We start from the raw sequence: 22,136 nt of genomic DNA, 5'->3' as shown, positions 1-22,136 counted from the left end.
TGAATGTTAATTTTGCTATGTACAATAGAATGGATAATCTCTAAGGTAGAGAGACAGTTCAAGCACTAAAACGAGGGCGATGCAAGCCATTGTTTTTACATGACAGGAGTATGTAATGTCCAAGCAACAGATCGGCGTTGTAGGTATGGCGGTAATGGGTCGTAACCTGGCTCTTAACATCGAAAGCCGCGGCTATACCGTATCCATCTTTAACCGCTCTCGCGAAAAGACTGACGAAGTCATCGCCGAGAACGAAGGCAAAAAGCTGGCGCCTTACTACACCATCGAAGAGTTTGTTGAATCCCTTGAGAAACCTCGTCGTATTCTGCTGATGGTGCAGGCAGGCGAAGCGACTGACAAAACTATCGCTTCTCTGACGCCACACCTCGATAAAGGCGATATCCTGATCGACGGCGGCAACACTTTCTATAAAGACACCATTCGCCGCAACCGCGAGCTGTCTGAGCAGGGCTTCAACTTTATCGGTACCGGCGTTTCCGGCGGTGAAGAGGGCGCACTGAAAGGCCCATCCATCATGCCTGGCGGCCAGAAAGAAGCTTACGAGCTGGTTGCACCGATCCTGGATAAAATTGCCGCGCGTGCCGAAGGCGAAGCCTGTGTTGCCTACATCGGCCCGGACGGCGCTGGTCACTATGTGAAAATGGTGCACAACGGTATCGAATACGGCGACATGCAGCTGATTGCAGAAGCCTACTCGCTACTGAAAAACGCCCTGAACCTGAGCAACGAAGATCTGGCTAAGACCTTCAGCGAATGGAACGAAGGCGAGCTGAGCAGCTACCTGATCGACATCACCAAAGACATCTTCACCAAGAAAGACGAAGAGGGTAACTACCTGGTTGATGTGATTCTGGATGAAGCGGCCAACAAAGGCACCGGTAAATGGACCAGCCAGAGCTCTCTGGATCTGGGCGAGCCGCTGTCGCTGATCACCGAATCCGTATTCGCACGCTACCTCTCCTCACTGAAAACTCAGCGCGTTGCCGCTTCCAAAGTTCTGAGCGGCCCGACCGTGCAGACCGTTTCCGGCGATAAAGCAGAGTTCGTTGAGAAAGTGCGCCGCGCGCTTTACCTGGGCAAAATCGTTTCCTACGCACAGGGCTTCTCTCAGCTGAAAGCGGCTTCCACCGAAAACAACTGGGATCTGAACTACGGCGAGATTGCTAAAATCTTCCGCGCTGGCTGCATCATCCGCGCACAGTTCCTGCAGAAAATTACCGATGCCTATGCGGATAACGCCGACATTGCTAACCTGCTGCTGGCACCGTACTTCAAGAACATCGCGGACGAATACCAGCAGGCGCTGCGTGACGTTGTGGCCTATGCCGTACAGAACGGTATCCCAACGCCAACCTTCTCCGCCGCTATCGCTTACTACGACAGCTACCGTTCAGCGGTGCTGCCAGCGAACCTGATCCAGGCGCAGCGTGACTACTTCGGCGCGCATACCTACAAGCGTACCGATAAAGAAGGTGTGTTCCACACCGAGTGGCTGGATTAAGTTTCTCCGCAGGCTGAAACAGCATAAAGTAAAACCCCACGCTCTGCGGTGGGGTTTTTTTTTGCCCGTTGCCGCTATGCTTTTAAAATATCAGCCGGGAGCGACGGCGCGATACGCTGATAATCCTGCGCGTTCAGCACCACTGATTTCTCCAGCAGTCCGGCGTTAAACGCAATCTCGCTGTTACGCTCGCACAGCGTAGGATCGACGACGACTTTCAGCTCATCATGAAAGCTGAAGGGCGGGATCGCACCAAACACGCAGCCGGTCAGCCGGTCAACTTCCGCCGGGCTGGCCAGCGAGGCGCGCAGGCCACCGACCGCTTTTGCCACCTTGCTTAAATCGGCCTGCTGGTCGGCAGGTAATACCGCCAGAACATATTGCTTAACGCCGTTGCCTTTGACATGGCACACCAGCGCCTTGGCACCCTGACCAACCGCAGTTCCGCGGATGGCCGCGACCTCTTCACATTTGCCGGTCGGCTCATGCGTCATGATCTTATAACGTGCCTGCTGGCCGTCCAGCAGAGTGATTAACTTGTCAAACGTGCTCATCTTGCTCCCTTAATAAAAAAGGCCGGTTTCCCGACCTTGCTATTTGTTGCTATACCCCGGCTTGGTTACTTATGCCGCTGGCGCAGGTTTTCGATCACCGCGCTCAGATTAAGATCCTGATCCTGAAGCAGCACCAGCAGGTGATACACCAAATCGGAAGCCTCGTTGGTCAGCTCATCGCGATCGTTAACGGTGGCAGCGAGCGCGGTCTCCACGCCTTCTTCACCGACTTTCTGCGCGATGCGCTTGGTGCCGCTGGCGTACAGGCTGGCGGTATAGGAACTGGCCGGATCGGCGTGCTTGCGTTCGGCCAGCAGCTGTTCCAGCTGATACAGGAAAGCCCAGTCGGCGGCGGCAGGCGAGAAGCAGCTGCTGGTGCCGCGATGGCAGGTTGGACCAACCGGGTTGACCAGCAGCAGCAGCGTATCGTTATCGCAGTCTGGCGTGATGCTGACAACGTTAAGAAAGTGTGCCGAGGTTTCGCCCTTGGTCCACAAACGCTGTTTGGTACGCGACCAGAAGGTCACTTTACCGGTCTCCAGCGTTTTCGTCAGCGCTTCCTGATTCATATAGCCGTGCATCAATACTTCGCCGGAGACGGCGTGCTGCACGATAGCCGGCATCATGCCGTCGGTTTTTGCCCAGTCAAGTTGGGCAAGCTGTTGTTCTGTTAACACGCGCGGATCTCCACACCCTGGTCGAGCAGAAAAGCCTTCAGCTCGCCGATATTAATAATTTGCTTATGGAAAACGCTGGCTGCCAGCGCACCATCGACGTTGGCGTCGCGGAAAGCCTCAAGGAAATGCTCCATGGTGCCCGCGCCGCCGGAAGCAATTAATGGCACCTTGCAGACCTCGCGGACTTTTTGCAGCTGGGTCAGATCGTAGCCGTTACGCACGCCGTCCTGATTCATCATATTCAGCACGATTTCGCCCGCGCCGCGCTGCTGTACTTCCTGTACCCAGTCCAGCGTTTCCCAGGTTGTGACCTGGGTACGCGCTTCATCGCCGGTATACTGATTCACATGGTATTTGCCGCTTTCGCTGTCGTACCAGGTATCGATACCGACCACGATGCACTGCACGCCAAAGCGATCCGCCAGCCGCGTGATCAGCTCAGGATCGGCCAGCGCCGGTGAGTTAATCGAGATTTTGTCCGCGCCGAAAGAGAGAATTTGCGCCGCGTCTTCCGCCGATTTAATGCCGCCCGCCACGCAAAAAGGAATATCGATCACTTCCGCTACGCGAGCTACCCAGCTTTTATCCACCACGCGACCGGCCGAAGAGGCGGTAATATCGTAAAATACCAGCTCGTCCGCGCCTTCCTGCGCGTAGCGCTGCGCCAGCGGCACGATATCGCCGATGATCTCATGATTGCGGAACTGCACGCCTTTGACCACCTGGCCGTCACGCACGTCCAGGCAGGGGATTATCCGTTTTGCCAGCATGTTATCGCCTCCGATACGTTGAATTTACCTTCCAGCAGAGCACGGCCGACAATCACGCCCGCAGCGCCACAGCCGCGCAGGGCACGAATATCCTCCAGCGAGCCGATGCCGCCGGAAGATTGAAAGGCGATTTGCGGATAGCGGGCCGAGACTTCACGATACAGCGCCACGTTAGAGCCGCCGAGCGTGCCGTCGCGGGAGATATCGGTACAAAGCACATGTTTCAGGCCATAAGGCCGAAACTGTTCGATAACTTCTTCCAGCGTCACGCCAGCCGCTTCCTGCCAGCCGCTGATCGCTACTTCTTTGCGGTTAGCCGCGTCGATACGCACATCCAGCGCCAGCACGATAGCCTCCGCGCCGTACTGCTTAAACCAGCGCTGCACTTCTTCGGGGTTTTTTACCGCCGTAGAGCCAACCACCACGCGCGTGGCGCCCGCCTCCAGCAGCGCCTCCACATCTTCCCGTGTGCGGATGCCGCCGCCAACCTGTACCGGCACGCCGACGCCCGCCAGCAGGGTTTTCAGCAGCGGGATCTGCCGCGCCGCCGGATCTTTCGCGCCGGTCAAATCGACCAGGTGCAGTACCTGGGCGCCCTGAGCCTCGTATTCCTGCAGGCGCGGCAGAGGATCGCTGCCGTAGTCGCGCTGCTGACCGTAATCGCCCTGATGCAGCCGCACCACTTTTCCTTCAATTAAATCCAATGCGGGAATAATCACTTACATCTCCAGGAAGTTTTTCAGCAGCTGCGCGCCAGCCGCGCCGGAACGTTCCGGATGGAACTGGACGCCGAAGAAGTTATCTTTCTGCACCGCGGCGGTAAAAGGCTCGCCGTAGTTGCACTGCGCGATGGTGCAGGCATTTACCGGCATAGCGTAGCTGTGCACAAAATAGAAGTACGCGCCGTCGGGAATGCCGCGAAACAGATGGTTGCCTGCCTGAGCAGTAATCTGGTTCCAGCCCATATGCGGCAGCGGCAGCCCGCAGTCGTTCATCTGCTCAACCGCCTGATCGATAATCCCCAGCGTGGTGACGCCGTTGCTCTCCTCGCTGTGCGAGCCAAGCAGCTGCATCCCCAGGCAGATCCCCAGCACCGGCTGGGTACAGGCTTTAATCAGCTCGATCAGCTCGCGCTCGCGCAGCTGATCCATCGCCGCCTGCGCCGTACCGACGCCCGGCAGCAGCAGCTTGTCGGCCTGCAGCACGACGTCGGCCTCGCGGCTGACCACTGGCTCATAGCCCAGGCGCTGGATCGCCCATTTAACGGAGGAAAGGTTGGCGCAGCCGGTATCCAGGATCACCACGTTCATTACAGCACTCCTTTCGAGCTGGGCAGGGTATTGCCTTCCACGCGGATCGCCTGGCGCAGCGTGCGGCCAAAGGCTTTAAACAGGCTCTCCACGCGGTGGTGATCGTTCTTGCCTTTGGTTTTCAGGTGCAGCGTGCTGGCCATGGTATAGGAAAGCGAGCGGAAGAAGTGTTCCACCATCTCGGTGCTGAGATCGCCCACGCGCTGATAGCTGAACTCGGCTTTATATTCCAGGTGCGGACGGCCGGAGATATCGAGCGCGCAGCGCGCCAGGCACTCGTCCATCGGCAGCACAAAGCCGAAGCGGCCGATGCCGCGCTTGTCGCCCAGCGCTTTCAGCAGCGCCTCGCCCAGCGCCAGGCCGGTGTCTTCCACCGTGTGGTGATCGTCGATATAGAGATCGCCTTTCACCTCAATATTCATGCGGAAGCCGCCGTGGGTGGCGATCTGATCCAGCATATGGTCAAAGAAGCCCACGCCGGTATTGAACTGGCTGTTGCCTTCGCGATCCAGCCAGACCTCTACTTTAATCTGTGTCTCTTTGGTGTTGCGGTTCACCAGCGCGTGACGATCGCGTTTGGTCAGCTGCTGCTGAATACCCTGCCAGTTAAGGCCTTCCTTAGAGTAGTGCAGCCCCTGAATGCCCATATTACTTGCCAGCTGCAGGTCGGTGGTGCGATCGCCGATAACATAGCTGTTAGCGGTATCCAGCACGCCTTCCGCCAGCCATGCCGTGACCAGTTTGGTTTTCGGTTTACGGCAGTCGCAGCCGTCTTCCGGCAGATGCGGACAGATCAGCACGTCATCAAAGCGGATGCCCTGCGAGCTTAAAACCTGCATCATCAGCTGGTGCGGGCCGTCAAAATCCGCCTGCGGGAAGCTGGCGGTACCCAGCCCGTCCTGATTGGTGATCATCACCAGTCGATAACCGGCATTTTGCAGCGCCAGCAGGGCAGGGATCACGTCCGGCTCAAAGGCCAGCTTCTCCATGCGGTCAACCTGATAATCTTCCGGCGGTTCGGCGATAATCGTTCCGTCGCGATCGATAAAAAGAACTTTCTGGCTCATGCTTGCTCCATGGATGCGGACGCGCCGGATAACTTTTGCAGCGCGGAGATAACGCGGTCACACTCTTCAGCCGTGCCGACGGAGATGCGCAGGCAGCCCGCCAGTCCCGGCTGTTTGTTCTGGTCACGCAGAATAATGCCCTGATCCCACAAGGTTTTAAAGACCAGCGCGGAGTCAGTGAAGCGGGCCAGCACGTAGTTGGTCTCGCTGGGGAATACTTTTTCCACGCAGCGGCAGTCGCGCAGATCGCTAATCAGCTTGTCACGCGTCGCCAGCAGCTCGCCAACGTGCTCTTTCATCAGGGCGACGCCCTGTTCGCTCAGCGCCTGGGCAGCGATATCGGCTACCGGCGTGGAAAGCGGGTAAGGCGCGATAACTTTTAATAGCAGCGCAATAACTTCGGCGTTGGCCAGCGTAAAGCCGCAGCGCAGTCCGGCCAGCGCAAACGCCTTGGAGAGCGTACGCAGGATCACCAGGTGCGGATATTCCTTCAGCCAGCCGGTCAGCGTCGCCGTCGGGCAGAACTCTATATAGGCTTCGTCTGCTATCACCAGCGCCTTGCCGCGCGTCATCTCCAGCAGCTGGCGGATGGCCTCCGGCTTCACCAGGTTGCCGGTAGGATTGTTCGGGCTGCACACGTAGACCAGCTTCACGCCGTCAAGTTTTTCAGCAATGGCGGACAGGTTAAGCTGCCAGCCCTCCTGCGCGGGCACGGTGCGGTATTCCACGCCCAGCGTTTCGGCGCTGACGCTGTACATGCCGTAGGTCGGCGGGCAGAACAGCACGGCGTCTTTGCCCGGCTCGCAAAATGCGCGCATCAGCAGCTCGATGCCTTCGTCCGCGCCACGGCTGACCAGCACCTGCTCCGGCGACAAACCCGCATAGGCCGCATAGCGCTCAATTACGGCTTTCGGCTGGCACTCGGGATAGCGGTTCAGCGTCTGCTGGCGGAGGTCGAACGGCACCGCCAGCGGATACTCATTGGCGTTGAGCCAGACATCGCCGCTGCCGCCAAGACGACGAGCGGACTGATAGGGCGTCAGCTGGCGCACGTTGGCGCGGGCGAGATCTTCAATCTTGCTCATTGCTTCTCCTTCAGCGCGGCAACGCGCAGCGTCACGGCGTTTTTGTGGGCGGTCAGCTGCTCGGCGGCGGCCAGGGTTTCAATGGTCGGCGCCAGATTTAAAAAGCCCTGCGGCGTCAGCTCCTGCACCGTCATCCGCTTCTGGAAATCGGCCAGACCCAGGCTCGAACAGGTCGCCGTAAAGCCATAGGTCGGCAGCACGTGATTGGTGCCGGAAGCGTAATCGCCGGCGGATTCCGGCGACCAGTCGCCCAGAAACACGGAACCGGCGCTGGTGATGTCTGCAACCAGATCGCGCGCCTGGCGCGCCTGGATAATCAGGTGTTCCGGCCCGTAGCGGTTGCTGATTTCAACGCACTGCGCCAAATCTTTCGCCACGATCAGGCGGCTGGCGGCCAGCGCCTGACGAGCTGTTTCGGCGCGCGGCAGGCTGGCCAGCTGCTTTTCTACCGCGTCGGCGACCGCTTCGGCCATCTGGCGATCGGGCGTTAACAGGATTACCTGCGAATCGGGGCCGTGCTCCGCCTGAGAAAGCAGATCGGAGGCGACAAAATCCGGCGTGGCTTCACCATCCGCAATCACCAGCACCTCGGAAGGGCCGGCAGGCATGTCAATCGCCGCGCCGTCAAGACGCTGGCTGACCTGACGTTTCGCTTCGGTCACCCAGGCGTTGCCCGGCCCGAAGATTTTATCGACCTTCGGCACGGATGCGGTGCCCAGCGCCATGGCGGCGATAGCCTGCGCGCCGCCGACCTGAAACACCTCCTGCACGCCACACAGCTTAGCGGCATATAAAATTTCGTCGGCGATCGGCGGCGGCGAGCAGAGCACCACGCGCTTGCAGCCGGCAATGCGGGCGGGGGTCGCCAGCATCAGCACGGTAGAGAAGAGCGGGGCAGAACCGCCGGGAATATACAGGCCGACGGACGCTACGGGACGGGTGATCTGCTGACAGCGCACGCCGGGCTGGGTTTCAATATCCACTTCCGGCAGCTTTTGTGCCTGGTGAAATTTATCGATATTGGCGACCGCCACCGCCATCGCCTGTTTGACCTCATCGCCAAGCCGCGCTGACGCCGCATCTATCTCTTCGCTGGTGACGCGCAGCGCCTCAACTTCGGTCTTGTCAAAAGCGGCGCTGTAGTAGCGCAACGCCTCGTCGCCTTCCGCTTTTACCTTTTCCAGGATAGCGCGCACGCTGGCGGTAATGTTTTCAGAAGCGGAGATAGCCGGACGAGTCAGCAGCACCTGCTGTTCTTCGGCGCTGCACGCCTGCCAGTCAATCGGGGTCATCATCGCTTACTCCATCATCTTCTCAATAGGCAGCACGAGGATGGAGCTGGCGCCCAGCGCTTTCAGTTTCTCCATCGTTTCCCAGAACAGCGTTTCGCTGCTCACCATGTGCATGGCGACGCGGCTCTTGTCGCCCGCCAGCGGCAGAACGGTTGGACGCTCCGCGCCCGGCAGCAGAGCGATGATATCTTCCAGACGCTCGCTCGGCGCGTGCAGCATGATGTACTTGGATTCACGTGCCTGGATGACGCCCTGAATGCGGGTCATCAGCTTGTCGATTAGCTCCTGCTTGGCGGCAGGCATTTCGCCGTCGCGCTGGATCAGACAGGCTTTAGAGCGGTAAATAACTTCGACTTCGCGCAGGCCGTTGGCTTCCAGCGTCGCGCCGGTGGAAACCAGGTCGCAAATGGCGTCGGCCAGGCCGGCGCGAGGTGCCACTTCGACGGAGCCGTTCAGCAGGCAGGATTTAAAAGCGACGCCCTGTTTGTCGAGATACTTTTTCAGCAGGTGAGGATAAGAGGTGGCGATACGGGCATTTTGCAAACACTGCGGGCCGGTATATTCATCATCAACCGACATCGCCAGCGACAGGCGGCAGCCGCCGAAATCAAGACGTCGCAGCAGGGCATAACGAGGATCTTCGCCCTGCGCGCGGCGGGTCAGCAGCTCTTCTTCCAGCACGTTTTCGCCGATAATGCCCAGGTCCACGACGCCATCCATCACCAGCCCCGGAATATCGTCATCACGCACGCGCAGGATGTCGATCGGCATGTTCTCGGCAAAGGCGATCAGACGCTGCTGCTGCAGGTTGATTTTGATGCCGCAGCGGGCCAGCAGCTCGCGTGATTCATCGCTTAAACGGCCTGATTTCTGCATAGCTATGCGTAAACGTTTGTTATCTAACATCGGTGCTTATCCTCTTTTCCTGTCTGCTCGATTTAACCGGCCAGCGTTGTTCATCCTTTCAGGCCCGGGCCTGCGCCCATAAAAAAAGCCCCCGGAAGGCGATCTTCCGGGGGCTTTTTTTGCGTTCTGCACCGCTGGAAGATCTGAATGTCTCCCAGCACACATCGCCTGAAAGACTAGTCAGGATGATGGTGATGATGGTGGTTGAACTGAACGCGTGTCATAGTCTTCTCAAATAGGGTTGAATGATTATTCATTTCGTGACCAATAACCTAACTCAGGACAAATGTCGGGCGCAACACTTTTTTATCATTGATGACAGATAAAAAGGCTTAACCGATTGTTGTTGACGAAAGGCTGGCGTAGTTTTAGGGCATGGTTGAGAAAGCAGGGAACAAAGATGAAAAAAGTGGCGATTGTAGGACTGGGCTGGCTGGGGATGCCGCTGGGGCTGGCGATGACGGCGCGAGGCTGGCAGGTCACCGGCAGCAAAACCACGGCTGACGGCGTGGAGGCGGCGCGCATGTGCGGGCTGGAAAGCGTGCTGCTGACGCTGACGCCGGAACTGGAGTGCGATCCCGACGATCTTGACGCGCTGCTGGACGTGGAGGCGTTGGTCATCACCTTACCTGCCAGCCGCACGGCGGAGGGCGGCGAAAATTATCTGCTGGCGGTTCAGCAAATCGTGGACAGCGCGCTGGCGGCAAACGTGCCGCGCATTGTTTTTACCAGCTCCACTTCTGTTTACGGCAGCGGAGATGGCGAGATGAACGAAGACAGCCCGCTTGAGCCGGTTACGGTAGCGGGTAAGACGCTGAAAGAGCTGGAAACCTGGCTACATAATCTGCCGGGCACCTCGGTAGATATTCTGCGGCTGTCCGGCCTGGTGGGGCCGCAGCGGCATCCGGGCCGCTTCCTGGCGGGTAAAACCGATTTAGGCGACGGCTCACACGGCGTTAATCTGGTGCACCTTGAAGATGTGGTTGCCGCTATTATCCTGCTGCTGGAAAACGGCGAAGGTGGAAGAACTTATAACCTGAGCGCGCCGCATCATCCTGCCCGCAAAGATTTTTATCCGGCGGTTGCCCGTCAGCTGGGGCTGACGCCGCCGACATTTCTTGCAGAAGCGGGCGAGGCAACGGGCAAAATCATCAACGGCGAGCGTATCTGCAAGGAGCTGGGTTTCAGCTACCGCTATCCCGATCCATTGAAAATGCCGTTACGGTAAATCACGCATAATGATAACCAGTTTGGAATACCTGTTTCTGATGAAGGATATCAGAAGTAATGTTGACAGGCTGTTATATTGCGTCCTGGATTAAGGTTACCAGAGACATTTTCATTAAAGGGAATGTCTCGGTATGGAAACTCTGATAAAATTGTATCTAAAAGGGCGAAGTCATGGATAAGCCCTAATCCACCCACACCGTTTTCTCCCCTGGATTGATTTAATTAAAAATAATGGTTACAAAAAGCTCATTCTTGTTGCAATATATTTAAACTTTTTTTGCGGGTTGAATCAGAAATGATTAAAAGCAGAATGAACAACATAGTTGTAGTCGGCGGCGGTTTTTTTGGTTTGTATCTGGCCGAGCAACTTGCGTTAAAAGGTAATGATGTCACAATTTTTGAGAAGTCTCCCCTGCTGATGTCACGGGCTTCCTATGTTAATCAGGCGCGCGTCCACAACGGTTACCACTATCCGCGAAGTATTCTTACAGCATTGCGCTCGCGTGTTTCCTTTCCTCGTTTTGTCAGCGAATTTCAGGATTGTATTGAAAGTGATTTTCAAAAATACTACCTCATTTCAGGCCACTTGGGTAAAGTCACGGCCGATCAGTTCAAACGTTTTTGCGGCCGGATAGGTGCCGATTGTGAAGAAGCACCTGCGAAAGTGAAGCAATTAGTCAACCCTGCAATGATTGACGCTGTATTCACGACTACAGAGTTTGCGTTCGATTCACATAAGCTACGTACGATCATGCTAGAGCGTTTACAGGTGGCTAATGTCAAAATCGTGCTTAACACTGATGTTACACAGGTGATGCCGGCAGGTAATGGTCTGTCCGTTCAGGTAAACTCAGCGGGGTCCGTCGATGAAGTTTTCGCTGATCATGTATTCAATTGCACTTACTCACGTATCAATTATTTATTAGAATCATCGGGTATTGAGCTCATTCCTTTGAAACATGAGATGACGGAGATGTGCCTTGTGGAAGTACCTGATCATCTCAAAAAAATAGGCATAACGGTGATGTGCGGCCCCTTTTTCTCGGTAATGCCGTTTCCTTCAACAGCCTGGCACTCGTTTAGCCACGTGCGCTACACACCGCATTATCAGTGGTCAGATGCGCTTGGGGAAGATTACCAGGACTCACAGAAACGATATGACGAAGATGAACGTCACAGTGCCTGGCGTTATATGATTGCTGATGCGCAACGCTACATTCCGTCATTGAGTGAATGCCAATATCAAAAGTCCATATGGGAAGTGAAAACTATTTTACCGCGCAGTGATTCTGATGATTCAAGACCCATATTGTTTAAGCCGAATCATGGATTACGGGGATTACATTGTATCATGGGTGGCAAAATAGATAACATATACGACGCTCTTCAGGAAGTAGAGCGCGTCATTGAACTGAGTTGATATTATGAAAAGCGAATCTTTCGTTTCCGTTGTTGTCGTGGTTCAGTCGCGGCTCCAGGAAATAAATGAACAACTGTTCAGGTTGCATATGCTCCTCGATAAAAACTATACAGATTACGAAATGGTTATTATCGCGTCAGGGGTATCTTCAACGAACGCACAGGATGAAGACAATCTTTTGCGAGTTATTCCGAGTATGAGAATTATTCATCTTTCAGCTGCTGTAGATGTAGATGTGGCGCTGGCGGCTGGCCTTGAAAATGCTATTGGTGATTTTGTTGTTCTCTGGAACCCCTGTTCCGATCCGGTTGAAGTCATTCCTCAACTTGTTACGCAATGTCGACAAGGGCATGATGTGGTCATTGGCGTTACCAATAGCACAAAATCCTTTTCTTATCGCCTGTTACGCAAACTAATTAATGGGGCTCTGCGTGCTATTGAATATGAACTTCCGACTAACTCTACTGGGCTACGCTGCCTGAGTCGTAGGGCTGTTAATGCTGTAACGCGCATTGGACGTTTCCATCATCAATTTTATTTACGTATACAAAAAACGGGATATCCGGCGGGCGCTTTTCCATATACACCCATAATGGAAGCGGAAGGACTGGGAATGCTAAAGTCAGTAAGACGTCTGTTACGCTTGATGGTATTCAATTCACCCAGGCCTTTACGTTGGATGTCCGCAGTAGGTTTTTGCGGCAGCCTGGCAGCATTTGTTTTTGCTGGCTATAGCGTTCTGATCCATTTGATTAACGGTCATGTAGTTGAAGGATGGACTACAATTGTACTTTTTATGTCCCTTCTTTTCACATTGCAGTTTATCATGATGGCCTTTTTTGGCGAATATTTGGGAAGGTTACTGGATGAAAGTAGCGTACAGTCTGAATATGCTGTTGTTTATGAAAGAAATAGCGAAGTTATGTTAAATACTGACAGGGTGAATGTACTTAGCGAATCACTTTCATCAGGTAATAATTCGGTGCAAACCGGGCGTAATAAATAGTTCAAGGTGATATATGGATGCTTTAATTGGATATTCGGGTTTCGTTGGCTCAACGCTTTTAAAACAAAGGAGTTTTTCTTTCCTCTATCGCTCAATAAATATTGATGAAATTTGTGGCAAGGAGTTTGATATCGTAGTATGTGCAGGGGCACCAGCGCAAAAATGGCTGGCTAATCAACACCCACAGGATGATTTAGACAAAATAAACTCTTTAATCGATAAGCTAAGTAAAATCAAATGCCGAAAATTCATCCTGATTAGTACAGTGGATGTCTTTAAAAAGCCGATAGGTGTTGATGAAAACAGTAAGGTTCAGGAAGAGGGGTTGCACCCTTATGGCTTACATCGACGCTATCTGGAAAAATTTGTTGAGTCACATTTCGAAGGGGCTTTAATTGTTCGCTTACCAGGTTTGGTTGGGCCGGGGTTACGTAAAAATATTATTTATGATTTCCATAACAACAATAATATCACACAAATTGAAAGTCGGGGCGTTTTTCAATTCTATCCCATGATTAATCTCTGGTACGATATCGATATAGCTGTTAAAAACAATCTTAAATTGTTGCATTTGAGCGCTGAGCCTGTTTCTGTTGCTGAGGTGGCTAAAGAGGCATTCAATCTCGATTTTAAAAATCATATTACTGAAAGCCCTGGCCACTATGATATGAAAAGCCTTCACTCGGCACTGTTTTCAGGCGGCAGCGCGTATCAATACAGTAAGCGTGAAACTCTGATGGCAATACGAGCTTATGCTCAGTCCGAATTAAAAAGAAATGGCGTTGACTCATGAAAATATCCATATCAAATATCGCCTGGGATAAAGAAGAAGATGCCGCAGTTGCTTCACTGCTGAATAAGTATGGCGTCAACGCTATTGATATTGCGCCAGGGAAATATTTCCCAGATATTCTTACCACCAGTCATGAGCAGATTGAATTGGTAAAAAGCTGGTGGTCACAGCGCGGTATTACTATCACAGGAATGCAATCTTTGTTGTTTGGCACACAAGGATTTAATATTTTCGACGATGAAGACACTCGTCAGAAAATGCTTGCCCATCTTACAGCCATTTGCCGTATAGCTGCAGGAACAGGCGCAACAAAGCTGGTTTTTGGCTCCCCTAAGAACAGGGACAGGAAACAGCTATCCGATGCTCAGGTAGAGAAGATAGCGGTAAGTTTTTTTCGCGAACTCGGTAATATTGCTCAATATTTTGGCGTGGTAATTTGCCTTGAGCCTAACCCTACACATTATGGTGCCAATTTCATGACTACGGCTTTAGAAACAGCATGCGTTGTGAAAGCAGTTAACCATGCTCACATTCGTATGCAGCTTGATACAGGCGCAATATCTTTAAATAAAGAAAAAATATCTACGTTGTTAAAGGAATACCAAGCCTTGATTGGTCATATTCATATCAGTGAGCCTAATCTTGTCCCACCAACCGCAAAGAATGGAATGCATGAAATTTTAAGCAGCCAGCTCAAAAAAAACCTTCCAGAAATGTACGTGACCATTGAGATGTTGACTGACAAAAAAAATCGCCTGAATACTATTGAGCAAACTTTGAAGTTTATTTCCGCGCAATATGGTGAAATGCAATGAAATGGTTAGTCCTGCTCTTAGGAATTGCAGCAAACAGTTCAGCGAGTGTTTTGATCAAAATGGCGATGATACCGCCAAGAAAGTTTCCATCTTTAAGCGAGCCGTTATCGGCTTTATATAACTGGCCATTTTGGCTGGGATTAATACTTTACGGGCTGGCTTTTGTTCTTTATGCCGCAGCGTTAGCTTTTTTACCACTGAATGTTGCTCACCCAATTTTGACATCCGGAGCAGTAGCTTGCGTTGCTTTACTTTCTTTCATTATATTTCGTGAACCTTTCTACTGGACAACCGCTCTTGGTATCGCCCTGGTGATGGCTGGCGTCGTCCTGATTACAGCTAAATTTAAATAGGAATTTTAAAGGCTATGTCAAATCTTCAAGCTCGCACAGAATGGCAAGTTCCTGCTTATAAAACATCATTGTGGGAAGGTAAAAATCATCCCTGGTGTGTGGTTATACCTGTTATTAATGAAGGTGAGCGTATTACTAGTCTATTAAGTCGAATGGCTGAAATAAACGTGAGTTCTTACGCTGACATCATTATTATTGACGGTGGCAGCCAGGATGGCTCCTTAGCTTTGGATAAATTAAAAAAATACCGGGTTAGTGGTCTGTTAGTTAAGACAGGGAATGGTAAATTGAGTGCTCAATTACGCTGCGCTTATTCTTTTTGTCTGGATCAAGGTTATAAGGGTATTGTTACTATAGATGGTAATGATAAAGACGATCCTGAAGCTATTCCACGCTTTATTTCTGCTTTGGAAAAGGGGGTAGATTTCGTTCAAGCTTCTCGTTTTATTAGCGGCGGCGTGGCGGAGAATACGCCTAAATCTCGACATTTTGCTATTCGCTTAATCCATGCCCCTTTACTAAGCCTGTCTTCAGGCTTCAGATGGACTGACACAACTCAGGGATTCCGTGCATACAGTAGCAAAATGTTGGCCGATCCGCGTATAGCACCGTTTCGTGATGTTTTTATGAGTTATGAACTTCTTGCCTATCTGTCTTATCGTGCTCCTAAGTTAGGTTATAAGTGTACTGAAATGGCAACTGTCAGGAGATATCCGAAGGGTGAGGTGCCCACTAAAATTAGCAGCTTTCGCGGCAATTATGCGGTTTTGAAAACGCTGTTTGATGCATGCCTGGGTAAATTTAATCCAAAGGACTGAGCTATGTTGATAAAAAGTACTATGAGCTCAATAAAAACCACTAACGCAAAGCTTTTTGCGGTTATTTTTTGTCTCCTTTTCGCATATCTACATTCTAACCCTATGAATGGGAATTCTATTCGCGGTGTTGAACAGTGGATTAATATGACAAATTCCATGTTTTATGGGAATAAGGATTTCTTATTTAGCTATGGGCCACTTTATTGGCTGACCGGAGGCACTGTCACGCAATATAGTGAACTAACCTATTGGCTCTCGCTAACATTTATGAGCCTCGTAGCAGCAACATTTTGGTTTCTCCTTATCAAGTTGACTAAAAGCATTCACGCATGGTGTGCTTTTATTATTGTTTTTTTTCTATATCTTAATAATCTGATGTTCCCTTCTGTTTTTTTGTTATGGCCTTTTTTATTGGTCGTGCTTTTTGAAAATCATAAGGGTGTAAAACGTCAGGGCATGGCTTTACCATACTCTCTGAAAATAATAATATTTTTAGGGCTGGTAACAGGTGCTTTCTTTTACGTGCGATTTCTTTATGGAATGGTGGCTGCAGCGACTTTTGGTAGTTATTTTTTGTATAAATCTATTCAATATAAAAAACCAGGGGTGATTTTTTACTTTGTTATCGCTTTGTTTTTAGCTTACGTAGCGGTAGGTTTAGCTATATTTCATGATTTAGTTAGCATGAAAGATTATATCACTATCAATTCGCAATTGAATTTTGGTAATGCGGTTGATATGACGTATGATAATGTCCTGCCAATTGGGATTTATATTGCATTTATTATTATTTTTTTTGCAATGAATTTGTTTTTAATTTCACATTATCCTGCGTTGATTCTAACATTTAATGGTTTAATGATTATATTTATCAAACTAGGCTTTGGAAGGGCTGATCATTATCTTAATTATTTTATTATACCAATTTCAGTTATCGCTATGATAACTTGCTTTAATAGCAGAAAAAGATGGTTTGGAGTGTTTGTGACAGTCTTGGGTTCCTTGGTTTTTATCTCATTTGTTCCTGTGGTTGCAGGGTTTTCTATAGCTAAACCTTTTTATAAACATGAGGATTTCAGTAAAAGCCCTGAACAAAGAATTGCTGAAAAATATAAAAACTATCTGCTTCCTGAAAGTATTCTTGCTATTATCGGTAAGGCCAGTGTTGATGTTTATCCTTATAATAATGAATTTGTTTTTGCAAACCATCTTAACTATAAAAATCGACCGCTCTTTCAAAATTATATGACGTTGACGCCAATACTGGATAAAATGAATCAACATTATTTTGAAAGTAATAATCGGCCAGAGTTTGTTATATGGCATGCGGGGCAAAACTGTTTTAATGAAACATGCAATAGTTTTGAAGGATTTGACGGGAAATATGCATTAAATGAAGATCCTTTAACCACGAACGCTATCATGTTAAATTATCATGTTGTGCAGCACTTTATAGACAAGAATAATAAACCTGTGATGTTACTACAGGCGAATAAAGGCCTTGTCCATTATCAACCAAACATTTCCTTCTCAGGTAATGAAAAATTTGATCGCTGGATTGATGTTCCTAATTCTGTTCACGGAATAGTAAAAATAATCCCACGTTTTAAATTAACAAATTATGCTAAAATGAAAAACCTGATGTTTCGTGGTGATGTTCTTTATGTGCATTACTTACTCTATTCTGGAGAGGAAAAAAAGTTCAGGTTGAATATTCTCAACGCTGGCAGTGGGGTTTTGGCTTCACCATTATTAAACTCTTTCCCCTATGTAGGGGATAAAGTAAAAAAAATTAAGTTTACTGCCACTTCATCAAATTACTTCTATCCTGAGTTTAAATATAGTTGGGAGAATCTTTCTTTAGAGAATATGGATATTCATTCTTCTTATCCTGGTGAGATTATTTCTTCACCGGATTACGAAGGTGAGAGGACATCAGCCAGCTGTGAAGGGTATCTCGAAAGTGTTAAATTTTCTGCGCAAAACAATCAGCGTCAGGTTTCTATTGTAGGGTGGAGTAAAGTTCCTTTAGCTGAAGACACTGCCCCCGACGACATTTTTGTGCATAATGTTGACGAGAAGGGTAAAGAATATTTTGTCAGAACACGGATCGTGGCGCGTGAAGATGTAGCCAGCCACTTTAAAAACAATAAGTTACGCCTTACAGGCTTTGAGGTTCAATATGAGCTTCCTGAAGTTACAGGGGAAAACGCTTTAGGTCTGGCTGTGTTGCAAGGACATAAATTTTATACTTGTAAGAATCTGAGCTATCGCTATCGATAAAAGATTATACTCTTGAGAGTAGCGTCATTTTACCGCCCCGAGAATGTTATGAATCACTTTCAGCGGGCGGTTTCTATTAAGTACGCTGGAAAATAAGCAAATCAATCCGGGAATAATTAAAAGTTTAAGGGTAAATTTTCTATCCTGTTCGATCTTTTGCCTGATACGAACTTTCACTTAAACCCCCAATCGGTCCCTCAACGCATACCAGGCGGCGCCCAGCGCCGTCAGAGGCGTGCGCAGACGGCGACCGCCCGGGAAAGGCAGATGCGGCAGGCGGGCGAACGCATCGAAGCGTTTTGGCTCGCCCTGCAACGCTTCACAAACCAGTTTGCCTGCCAGATGCGTCCAGGTCACGCCGTGCCCGCTGTCGCCCTGCATATAGTAAACGCCGTTTTCCAGCCTGCCGATCTGCGGCATACGGGACTGCGTCAGCAAAAAGTTCCCGCTCCAGGCATAATCAAATTTTATTCCTTCCAGCTGTGGAAAGGTCTTTAGCAGTCTGGGCCGGATCAGCTCGTGGATGTTGCCCGGCTCGCGCGCGCCATAGCTCACGCCGCCGCCATACAGCAGGCGGTTGTCGGCCGTCAGGCGATAGTAATCCAACAGATAGTTACGGTCTTCTACACAGTAGTTGTCCGGCAGCAGCGCCAGCGCCTTATCGCGTGAGAGCGGTTCCGTGACGACGATCTGCGAGCTACAGGGCAGGCTCTTGCTCGCCAGTCTGGGTTCCAGCTGCGGCGCCAGATAGGCATTACCGGCAAAAATAACGTATTTAGCCAATACGCTACCCTGAGCCGTCCTGACGCGATGCGGCGTGCCGTAGGTCACGGCGGTCGCCTCTGACTCTTCATAAATCCTGCCGCCGTGACGGCGAATCGCCTCCGCTTCGCCCAGCGCAAGATTCAGAGGATGCAGATGACCGCCGCTGCGATCCAGCAGGCCGCCGACATAGCGTTCGCTGGCGATTTTACGCCGGATGCCCAGCTCGTCCAGCAGCTCCAGCTGATGATTGCCATAGTGCTGCCAGCGTTGATGCTGCTGCTTTAAATGGCTAAACTGACGGCTGTTAAGCGCGGCAAAAACGCCGCCGGGCCGGTAGTCGCAGCTAATGGCGTAGCGATCGATACGGTCGCGGATCGCCGCTGCGCCTTCAAACATCATGCTGCCCAGCAGTCGTGCGCTTTCTTTGCCGTAGCGGCGCTCAATAACGTCAATATCACGGCTGTAGGAGTTAACCACCTGCCCGCCGTTACGGCCGCTGGCACCAAAGCCAACCCTGGCCGCTTCCAACACCACCACGTCATAACCCGCTTCGGTAAGGTAGAGCGCCGAGGAAAGGCCGGTAAAACCGCCGCCGATGATGCAGACGTCGCAGAGAATATCATCCGTCAGCCGCGGCCAGCGGTCATGAGGATTGGCCGTAGCGGCGTAATAGCTCTGCACATGTTCCATAGCTTTCTCCAACAAAAAGCGCCAAGCGGCGTCAACTGGCGATCAAAAGGTGGTTGGGGTATGCGCGCTGACGATCCGGCAGGGCTGCGCAGAGGTGTTATTAAAGCTGTGGGGATGGCCGGTATCGATAACGTAGCTTTGGCCAGCCCGAAGCTGATAGCGCTGGCCGTCGACGGTTAAGGTGATTTCGCCTTCCAGCAGCGTACCGATCTCTTCGCCCTGATGACGAATTTTTTCGGTTGTCGCGCCGGGTTCATAGGTTTCTAACATCATCGCCAGCGTCCGCTCGGGGCTGCCGTTATGGATCAACCGCAGCGAGACCCCTTGGCTGCCAATATCAATCAGCTCATTTGCCTCTATTACCACCTTCGGCCTGGCAGGCTGGACCGGCTCGGAAAAGAATTCGGAAAGGGAGAGGCCATAAACTTTTAACAGCTTCTGTAATGTACCGACGGCGGGACTGACCTTGTCCTGCTCGATAGTGCTGATGGCGCTGTGCGTCAGGCCGGAAAGCTCGGCCACGCGCCGCTGCGACAGGCCCTGCTGCTGGCGGATTTCAGCCAGGCGGCGGCCGGGGGCCAGAGAAATATCGCTCATCGACGGGGTTCCTTTTGCTGCCGAAAAAACGCACGTAAAGGCGTTAATAAATAGTCTTCCTTAGGGTCAAAGCCAGCATACCCGGTTGGGTTTTGCCATGCCGGGCAGGCATCGGGAAGCGCCGTCGTCAGGGCCTGTTTGCTGAGGCTTGCCTGATACATTATTACGTCAATCAAGGGGTTGTTCGAAATAATGCCCATCCCAACTCTCCGTCCGGTTTTAGTGAGCGCGGAAAGGCAGGACGGATCCGTGCCTTATCCAGCCAATCTGGCACTCTGCAAGGCAATATGCAAAAGATTTTGCCTGGAAAATAAACTCTGTCATAACATTTGCCGCGCTGAATAGTTGACGCTATGTTAAGAAGGCGGCGCTTATTTTGAGCGGCGCGCAAACATCAGACTGAGCGAAGGCGGGTGGCATCATGACCAATATCGTCGAAGTGGAAGATTTTACGCGGCATGGCGAGCGAACCAGCGCGTTCCAGCTTGAAGTAGAAACTTATCTGGAACGCTATCCTGAAACACAGCATGTTGATGTTCTGCTTAATGATTTAAACGGTGTTTTTCGCGGCAAACGCCTCCCGATCGGCAGTTTGCTCAGGCTGGAAAAAGGCTGTTATTTTCCCGCTTCCGTCTATGCCATGGATATTCTCGGCAACACGGTGGAAGAGGCCGGACTTGGCCAGGCGCTGGGGGAACCGGATAATATCTGCTTTCCCGTTGAAGGCACGCTGACTCCCTCCGCAACCGATCCGCAGCGCCTGGCGCAGCTTTTGCTGACCATGCGTAATCAAGATGGTACTCCCTTTGACGTTGAACCCCGGAATGTCCTGAATCACCTTTGGCAGCAGTTGCGCAATCGGGGGTTATTTCCGGTGGTAGCGGTAGAGCTGGAGTTCTATCTCGTCGATAAAAAACGCGATGCGGAAGGCGCAATTCAGCCGCCGTGCTCGCCGGGCAGCGACGATCGTAACCGGCAAAGCCAGGTTTATTCGGTTGATAATCTCGACTGTTTTGCCGCCGTGCTCAATGATATCGACAGGCTGGCCAGACTGCAGGGTATTCCGGCCGACGGCGCGCTGGCGGAAGCCTCGCCAGGCCAGTTTGAAATCAATCTGCGCCATACCCGCAACGTGCTCAGCGCCTGCGATCATGCCGTGCAGCTGAAGCGGCTAATCCGTCAGGTGGCAGAAAATCACGGGATGAACGCTACCTTTATGGCAAAACCCTACGAGGCCTGGGCCGGTAGCGGAATGCACGTTCATATCAGCCTGCTGGACGCCGCCGATCATAACGCCTTTATCACCGATGACGGCAGCGATTCGCCCCTGCTGAAGCGAGCGCTGGCCGGGATGATCGATCTGATGCCCGCCTCCATGGCGCTGCTGGCGCCTAACGTTAATGCCTATCGTCGCTTTTTACCGGAAGCCTTTGTGCCTCTACAGGCATCCTGGGGGCACAACAACCGTACGGTAGCGTTGCGTATTCCCTGTGGCGAAGCGGAAAACCATCGCGTGGAGTACCGCGTGGCAGGCGCGGATGCCAATCCTTATCTGGTGGTCGCCGCGGTGCTGGCGGGCATTCTGCACGGCATCGATAATCAGCTGCCGCTGCCGTCGGCCATTACCGGCAACGGCCATGAAGCCGACGGCAGACCGTTGCCGATCAGGCAAAGCGATGCGCTGGACGAATTTGCCCAAAGCTCTCCGCTGCAAAAGCTGCTGGGCGAGCGCTTTGGGTTTGTCTGGCACAGCTGCAAACATCATGAACTGATGCATTTTGAACGGCTGATCACCGCCACAGAAATCGACTGGATGTTGAAAAATGCCTGACGTTTCCTGTAAAGAAATGGCGCAGAAAGGCTTTAAAAACTTGTATTCTGTCTTACAGCCTGGCAAAATATACGGACTGTAAATGAATAACCGACGCTTAACGCGCCGGTTATTTTTTTTGCACAAAAAAACGAAGCCAAAGAGGCCGGCTCAGCCGGACTGATACACACTGACAGTGTTTTTGAGGAAATAAAGATGGGGCAACACTTCATTACGCCGGCCGCAGCCGGTAAACATCTGCGCGACGACTACGGCGCAGCGGCAGCCGTCACCTTCACGCCTGCCTGCTTTACCTTCCCAAATCAGAACAACGCTCGCATAAAGCGAAGTTTCCCTGTGGTTCAACCCAGAA

At 51.6% G+C, this 22,136-nt stretch carries 23 protein-coding genes and 1 other annotated feature; of the genes, 10 read left to right on the top strand and 13 right to left on the bottom strand.

Features of this window, described 5'->3' with window-relative positions:
* Nucleotides 1-115 precede the first annotated feature (115 nt).
* Nucleotides 116-1,522, top strand: a complete 1,407-nt coding sequence (gndA, locus tag QCD69_RS03845; RefSeq protein ID WP_253460110.1) for an NADP-dependent phosphogluconate dehydrogenase — start codon at nt 116-118, stop codon at nt 1,520-1,522.
* 74 nt (nt 1,523-1,596) lie between these two features.
* Here the strand turns inward: gndA and QCD69_RS03840 are convergent, their stop codons facing one another.
* From QCD69_RS03840 to hisL, 10 genes are all read right to left on the bottom strand, one after another.
* Nucleotides 1,597-2,076, bottom strand: a complete 480-nt coding sequence (locus QCD69_RS03840) for a YbaK/prolyl-tRNA synthetase associated domain-containing protein (RefSeq protein ID WP_253460112.1) — start codon at nt 2,074-2,076, stop codon at nt 1,597-1,599.
* 65 nt (nt 2,077-2,141) lie between these two features.
* Nucleotides 2,142-2,753 (bottom strand): bifunctional phosphoribosyl-AMP cyclohydrolase/phosphoribosyl-ATP diphosphatase HisIE, encoded by a 612-nt coding sequence (hisIE, locus tag QCD69_RS03835; protein WP_301251100.1) that lies wholly within the window; start codon nt 2,751-2,753, stop codon nt 2,142-2,144.
* Entirely contained in the window at nt 2,747-3,523 is a 777-nt protein-coding gene (gene hisF / locus QCD69_RS03830) for an imidazole glycerol phosphate synthase subunit HisF (RefSeq protein ID WP_301251098.1), read from the bottom strand. The genes hisIE and hisF overlap by 7 nt, the downstream gene beginning before the upstream one ends.
* Nucleotides 3,505-4,242 (bottom strand): 1-(5-phosphoribosyl)-5-[(5-phosphoribosylamino)methylideneamino]imidazole-4-carboxamide isomerase, encoded by a 738-nt coding sequence (hisA, locus tag QCD69_RS03825; protein ID WP_253460121.1) that lies wholly within the window; start codon nt 4,240-4,242, stop codon nt 3,505-3,507. The genes hisF and hisA overlap by 19 nt, the downstream gene beginning before the upstream one ends.
* Complete coding sequence (hisH, locus tag QCD69_RS03820; RefSeq protein WP_253460124.1) at nt 4,243-4,833, bottom strand: imidazole glycerol phosphate synthase subunit HisH; 591 nt, start codon at nt 4,831-4,833, stop codon at nt 4,243-4,245.
* Nucleotides 4,833-5,900: a bifunctional histidinol-phosphatase/imidazoleglycerol-phosphate dehydratase HisB gene (gene hisB, locus QCD69_RS03815; protein ID WP_253460129.1), complete on the bottom strand. Its 1,068-nt coding sequence runs from the start codon at nt 5,898-5,900 to the stop codon at nt 4,833-4,835. Before hisB ends, hisH begins: the two co-directional genes overlap by 1 nt.
* Complete coding sequence (gene hisC / locus QCD69_RS03810) at nt 5,897-6,985, bottom strand: histidinol-phosphate transaminase (RefSeq protein WP_301251096.1); 1,089 nt, start codon at nt 6,983-6,985, stop codon at nt 5,897-5,899. The genes hisB and hisC overlap by 4 nt, the downstream gene beginning before the upstream one ends.
* Nucleotides 6,982-8,277, bottom strand: a complete 1,296-nt coding sequence (gene hisD, locus QCD69_RS03805; protein WP_301251165.1) for a histidinol dehydrogenase — start codon at nt 8,275-8,277, stop codon at nt 6,982-6,984. Before hisD ends, hisC begins: the two co-directional genes overlap by 4 nt.
* Before the next feature lie 6 nt (nt 8,278-8,283).
* The gene (hisG, locus tag QCD69_RS03800; RefSeq protein ID WP_125288103.1) at nt 8,284-9,183 is read right to left on the bottom strand and encodes an ATP phosphoribosyltransferase; all 900 of its coding nucleotides are present in this window, start codon (nt 9,181-9,183) and stop codon (nt 8,284-8,286) included.
* A gap of 79 nt (nt 9,184-9,262) precedes the next feature.
* Nucleotides 9,263-9,384: a sequence feature (His leader region), on the bottom strand.
* A complete protein-coding gene (gene hisL, locus QCD69_RS03795) occupies nt 9,360-9,407 on the bottom strand; it encodes a his operon leader peptide (RefSeq protein WP_100396937.1) in 48 nt (15 codons plus the stop codon). Its footprint overlaps the feature before it by 25 nt.
* A gap of 176 nt (nt 9,408-9,583) precedes the next feature.
* Between hisL and QCD69_RS03790 the strand changes: the two genes are divergently transcribed.
* The 8 genes from QCD69_RS03790 (at nt 9,584) to QCD69_RS03755 (ending at nt 17,901) form a co-directional block, all read left to right on the top strand.
* Entirely contained in the window at nt 9,584-10,411 is an 828-nt protein-coding gene (locus QCD69_RS03790; RefSeq protein ID WP_301251093.1) for an SDR family oxidoreductase, read from the top strand.
* A gap of 312 nt (nt 10,412-10,723) precedes the next feature.
* On the top strand, nt 10,724-11,833 hold the full coding sequence (locus QCD69_RS03785) for an NAD(P)/FAD-dependent oxidoreductase (RefSeq protein ID WP_301251091.1): 1,110 nt from the start codon (nt 10,724-10,726) through the stop codon (nt 11,831-11,833).
* Nucleotides 11,834-11,837: 4 nt separating this feature from the next.
* Nucleotides 11,838-12,839 (top strand): glycosyl transferase family 2, encoded by a 1,002-nt coding sequence (locus tag QCD69_RS03780; protein ID WP_301251090.1) that lies wholly within the window; start codon nt 11,838-11,840, stop codon nt 12,837-12,839.
* A 13-nt stretch (nt 12,840-12,852) separates the two neighbouring features.
* Nucleotides 12,853-13,632 carry a pyridine nucleotide transhydrogenase gene (locus QCD69_RS03775; protein ID WP_301251089.1) on the top strand — a complete coding sequence of 260 codons (780 nt, stop codon included), beginning with the start codon at nt 12,853-12,855 and terminating at the stop codon, nt 13,630-13,632.
* The gene (locus QCD69_RS03770; protein ID WP_301251088.1) at nt 13,629-14,447 is read left to right on the top strand and encodes a sugar phosphate isomerase/epimerase family protein; all 819 of its coding nucleotides are present in this window, start codon (nt 13,629-13,631) and stop codon (nt 14,445-14,447) included. Before QCD69_RS03775 ends, QCD69_RS03770 begins: the two co-directional genes overlap by 4 nt.
* Complete coding sequence (locus QCD69_RS03765; protein WP_301251087.1) at nt 14,444-14,800, top strand: DMT family transporter; 357 nt, start codon at nt 14,444-14,446, stop codon at nt 14,798-14,800. The genes QCD69_RS03770 and QCD69_RS03765 overlap by 4 nt, the downstream gene beginning before the upstream one ends.
* Before the next feature lie 14 nt (nt 14,801-14,814).
* Nucleotides 14,815-15,618 (top strand): glycosyltransferase family 2 protein, encoded by an 804-nt coding sequence (locus QCD69_RS03760; protein WP_301251086.1) that lies wholly within the window; start codon nt 14,815-14,817, stop codon nt 15,616-15,618.
* Nucleotides 15,619-15,621: 3 nt separating this feature from the next.
* Entirely contained in the window at nt 15,622-17,901 is a 2,280-nt protein-coding gene (locus QCD69_RS03755; protein ID WP_301251085.1) for a hypothetical protein, read from the top strand.
* 177 nt (nt 17,902-18,078) lie between these two features.
* Here the strand turns inward: QCD69_RS03755 and QCD69_RS03750 are convergent, their stop codons facing one another.
* From QCD69_RS03750 to QCD69_RS03740, 3 genes are read right to left on the bottom strand one after another with little or no spacing between them, the layout of a single operon-like run.
* A complete protein-coding gene (locus QCD69_RS03750; RefSeq protein WP_301251084.1) occupies nt 18,079-19,356 on the bottom strand; it encodes an NAD(P)/FAD-dependent oxidoreductase in 1,278 nt (425 codons plus the stop codon).
* Nucleotides 19,357-19,398: 42 nt separating this feature from the next.
* Nucleotides 19,399-19,953, bottom strand: coding sequence for an HTH-type transcriptional regulator PuuR (gene puuR, locus QCD69_RS03745; protein ID WP_301251083.1), 555 nt, complete (start codon nt 19,951-19,953; stop codon nt 19,399-19,401).
* Nucleotides 19,950-20,153, bottom strand: a complete 204-nt coding sequence (locus QCD69_RS03740; protein ID WP_301251082.1) for a hypothetical protein — start codon at nt 20,151-20,153, stop codon at nt 19,950-19,952. Before QCD69_RS03740 ends, puuR begins: the two co-directional genes overlap by 4 nt.
* A gap of 221 nt (nt 20,154-20,374) precedes the next feature.
* On the opposite strand from QCD69_RS03740, the gene QCD69_RS03735 reads away from it, so the two are divergent.
* The gene (locus QCD69_RS03735) at nt 20,375-21,784 is read left to right on the top strand and encodes a glutamine synthetase family protein (protein WP_301289680.1); all 1,410 of its coding nucleotides are present in this window, start codon (nt 20,375-20,377) and stop codon (nt 21,782-21,784) included.
* Nucleotides 21,785-22,136 lie beyond the last annotated feature (352 nt).

Source organism: Erwinia sp. PsM31 (assembly GCF_030433775.1).
Taxonomy (GTDB): domain Bacteria; phylum Pseudomonadota; class Gammaproteobacteria; order Enterobacterales; family Enterobacteriaceae; genus Erwinia; species Erwinia aeris.
The sequence above is the reverse complement of the archived record's forward strand: the minus strand, read 5'-3'. Positions and strand labels throughout refer to the sequence as shown.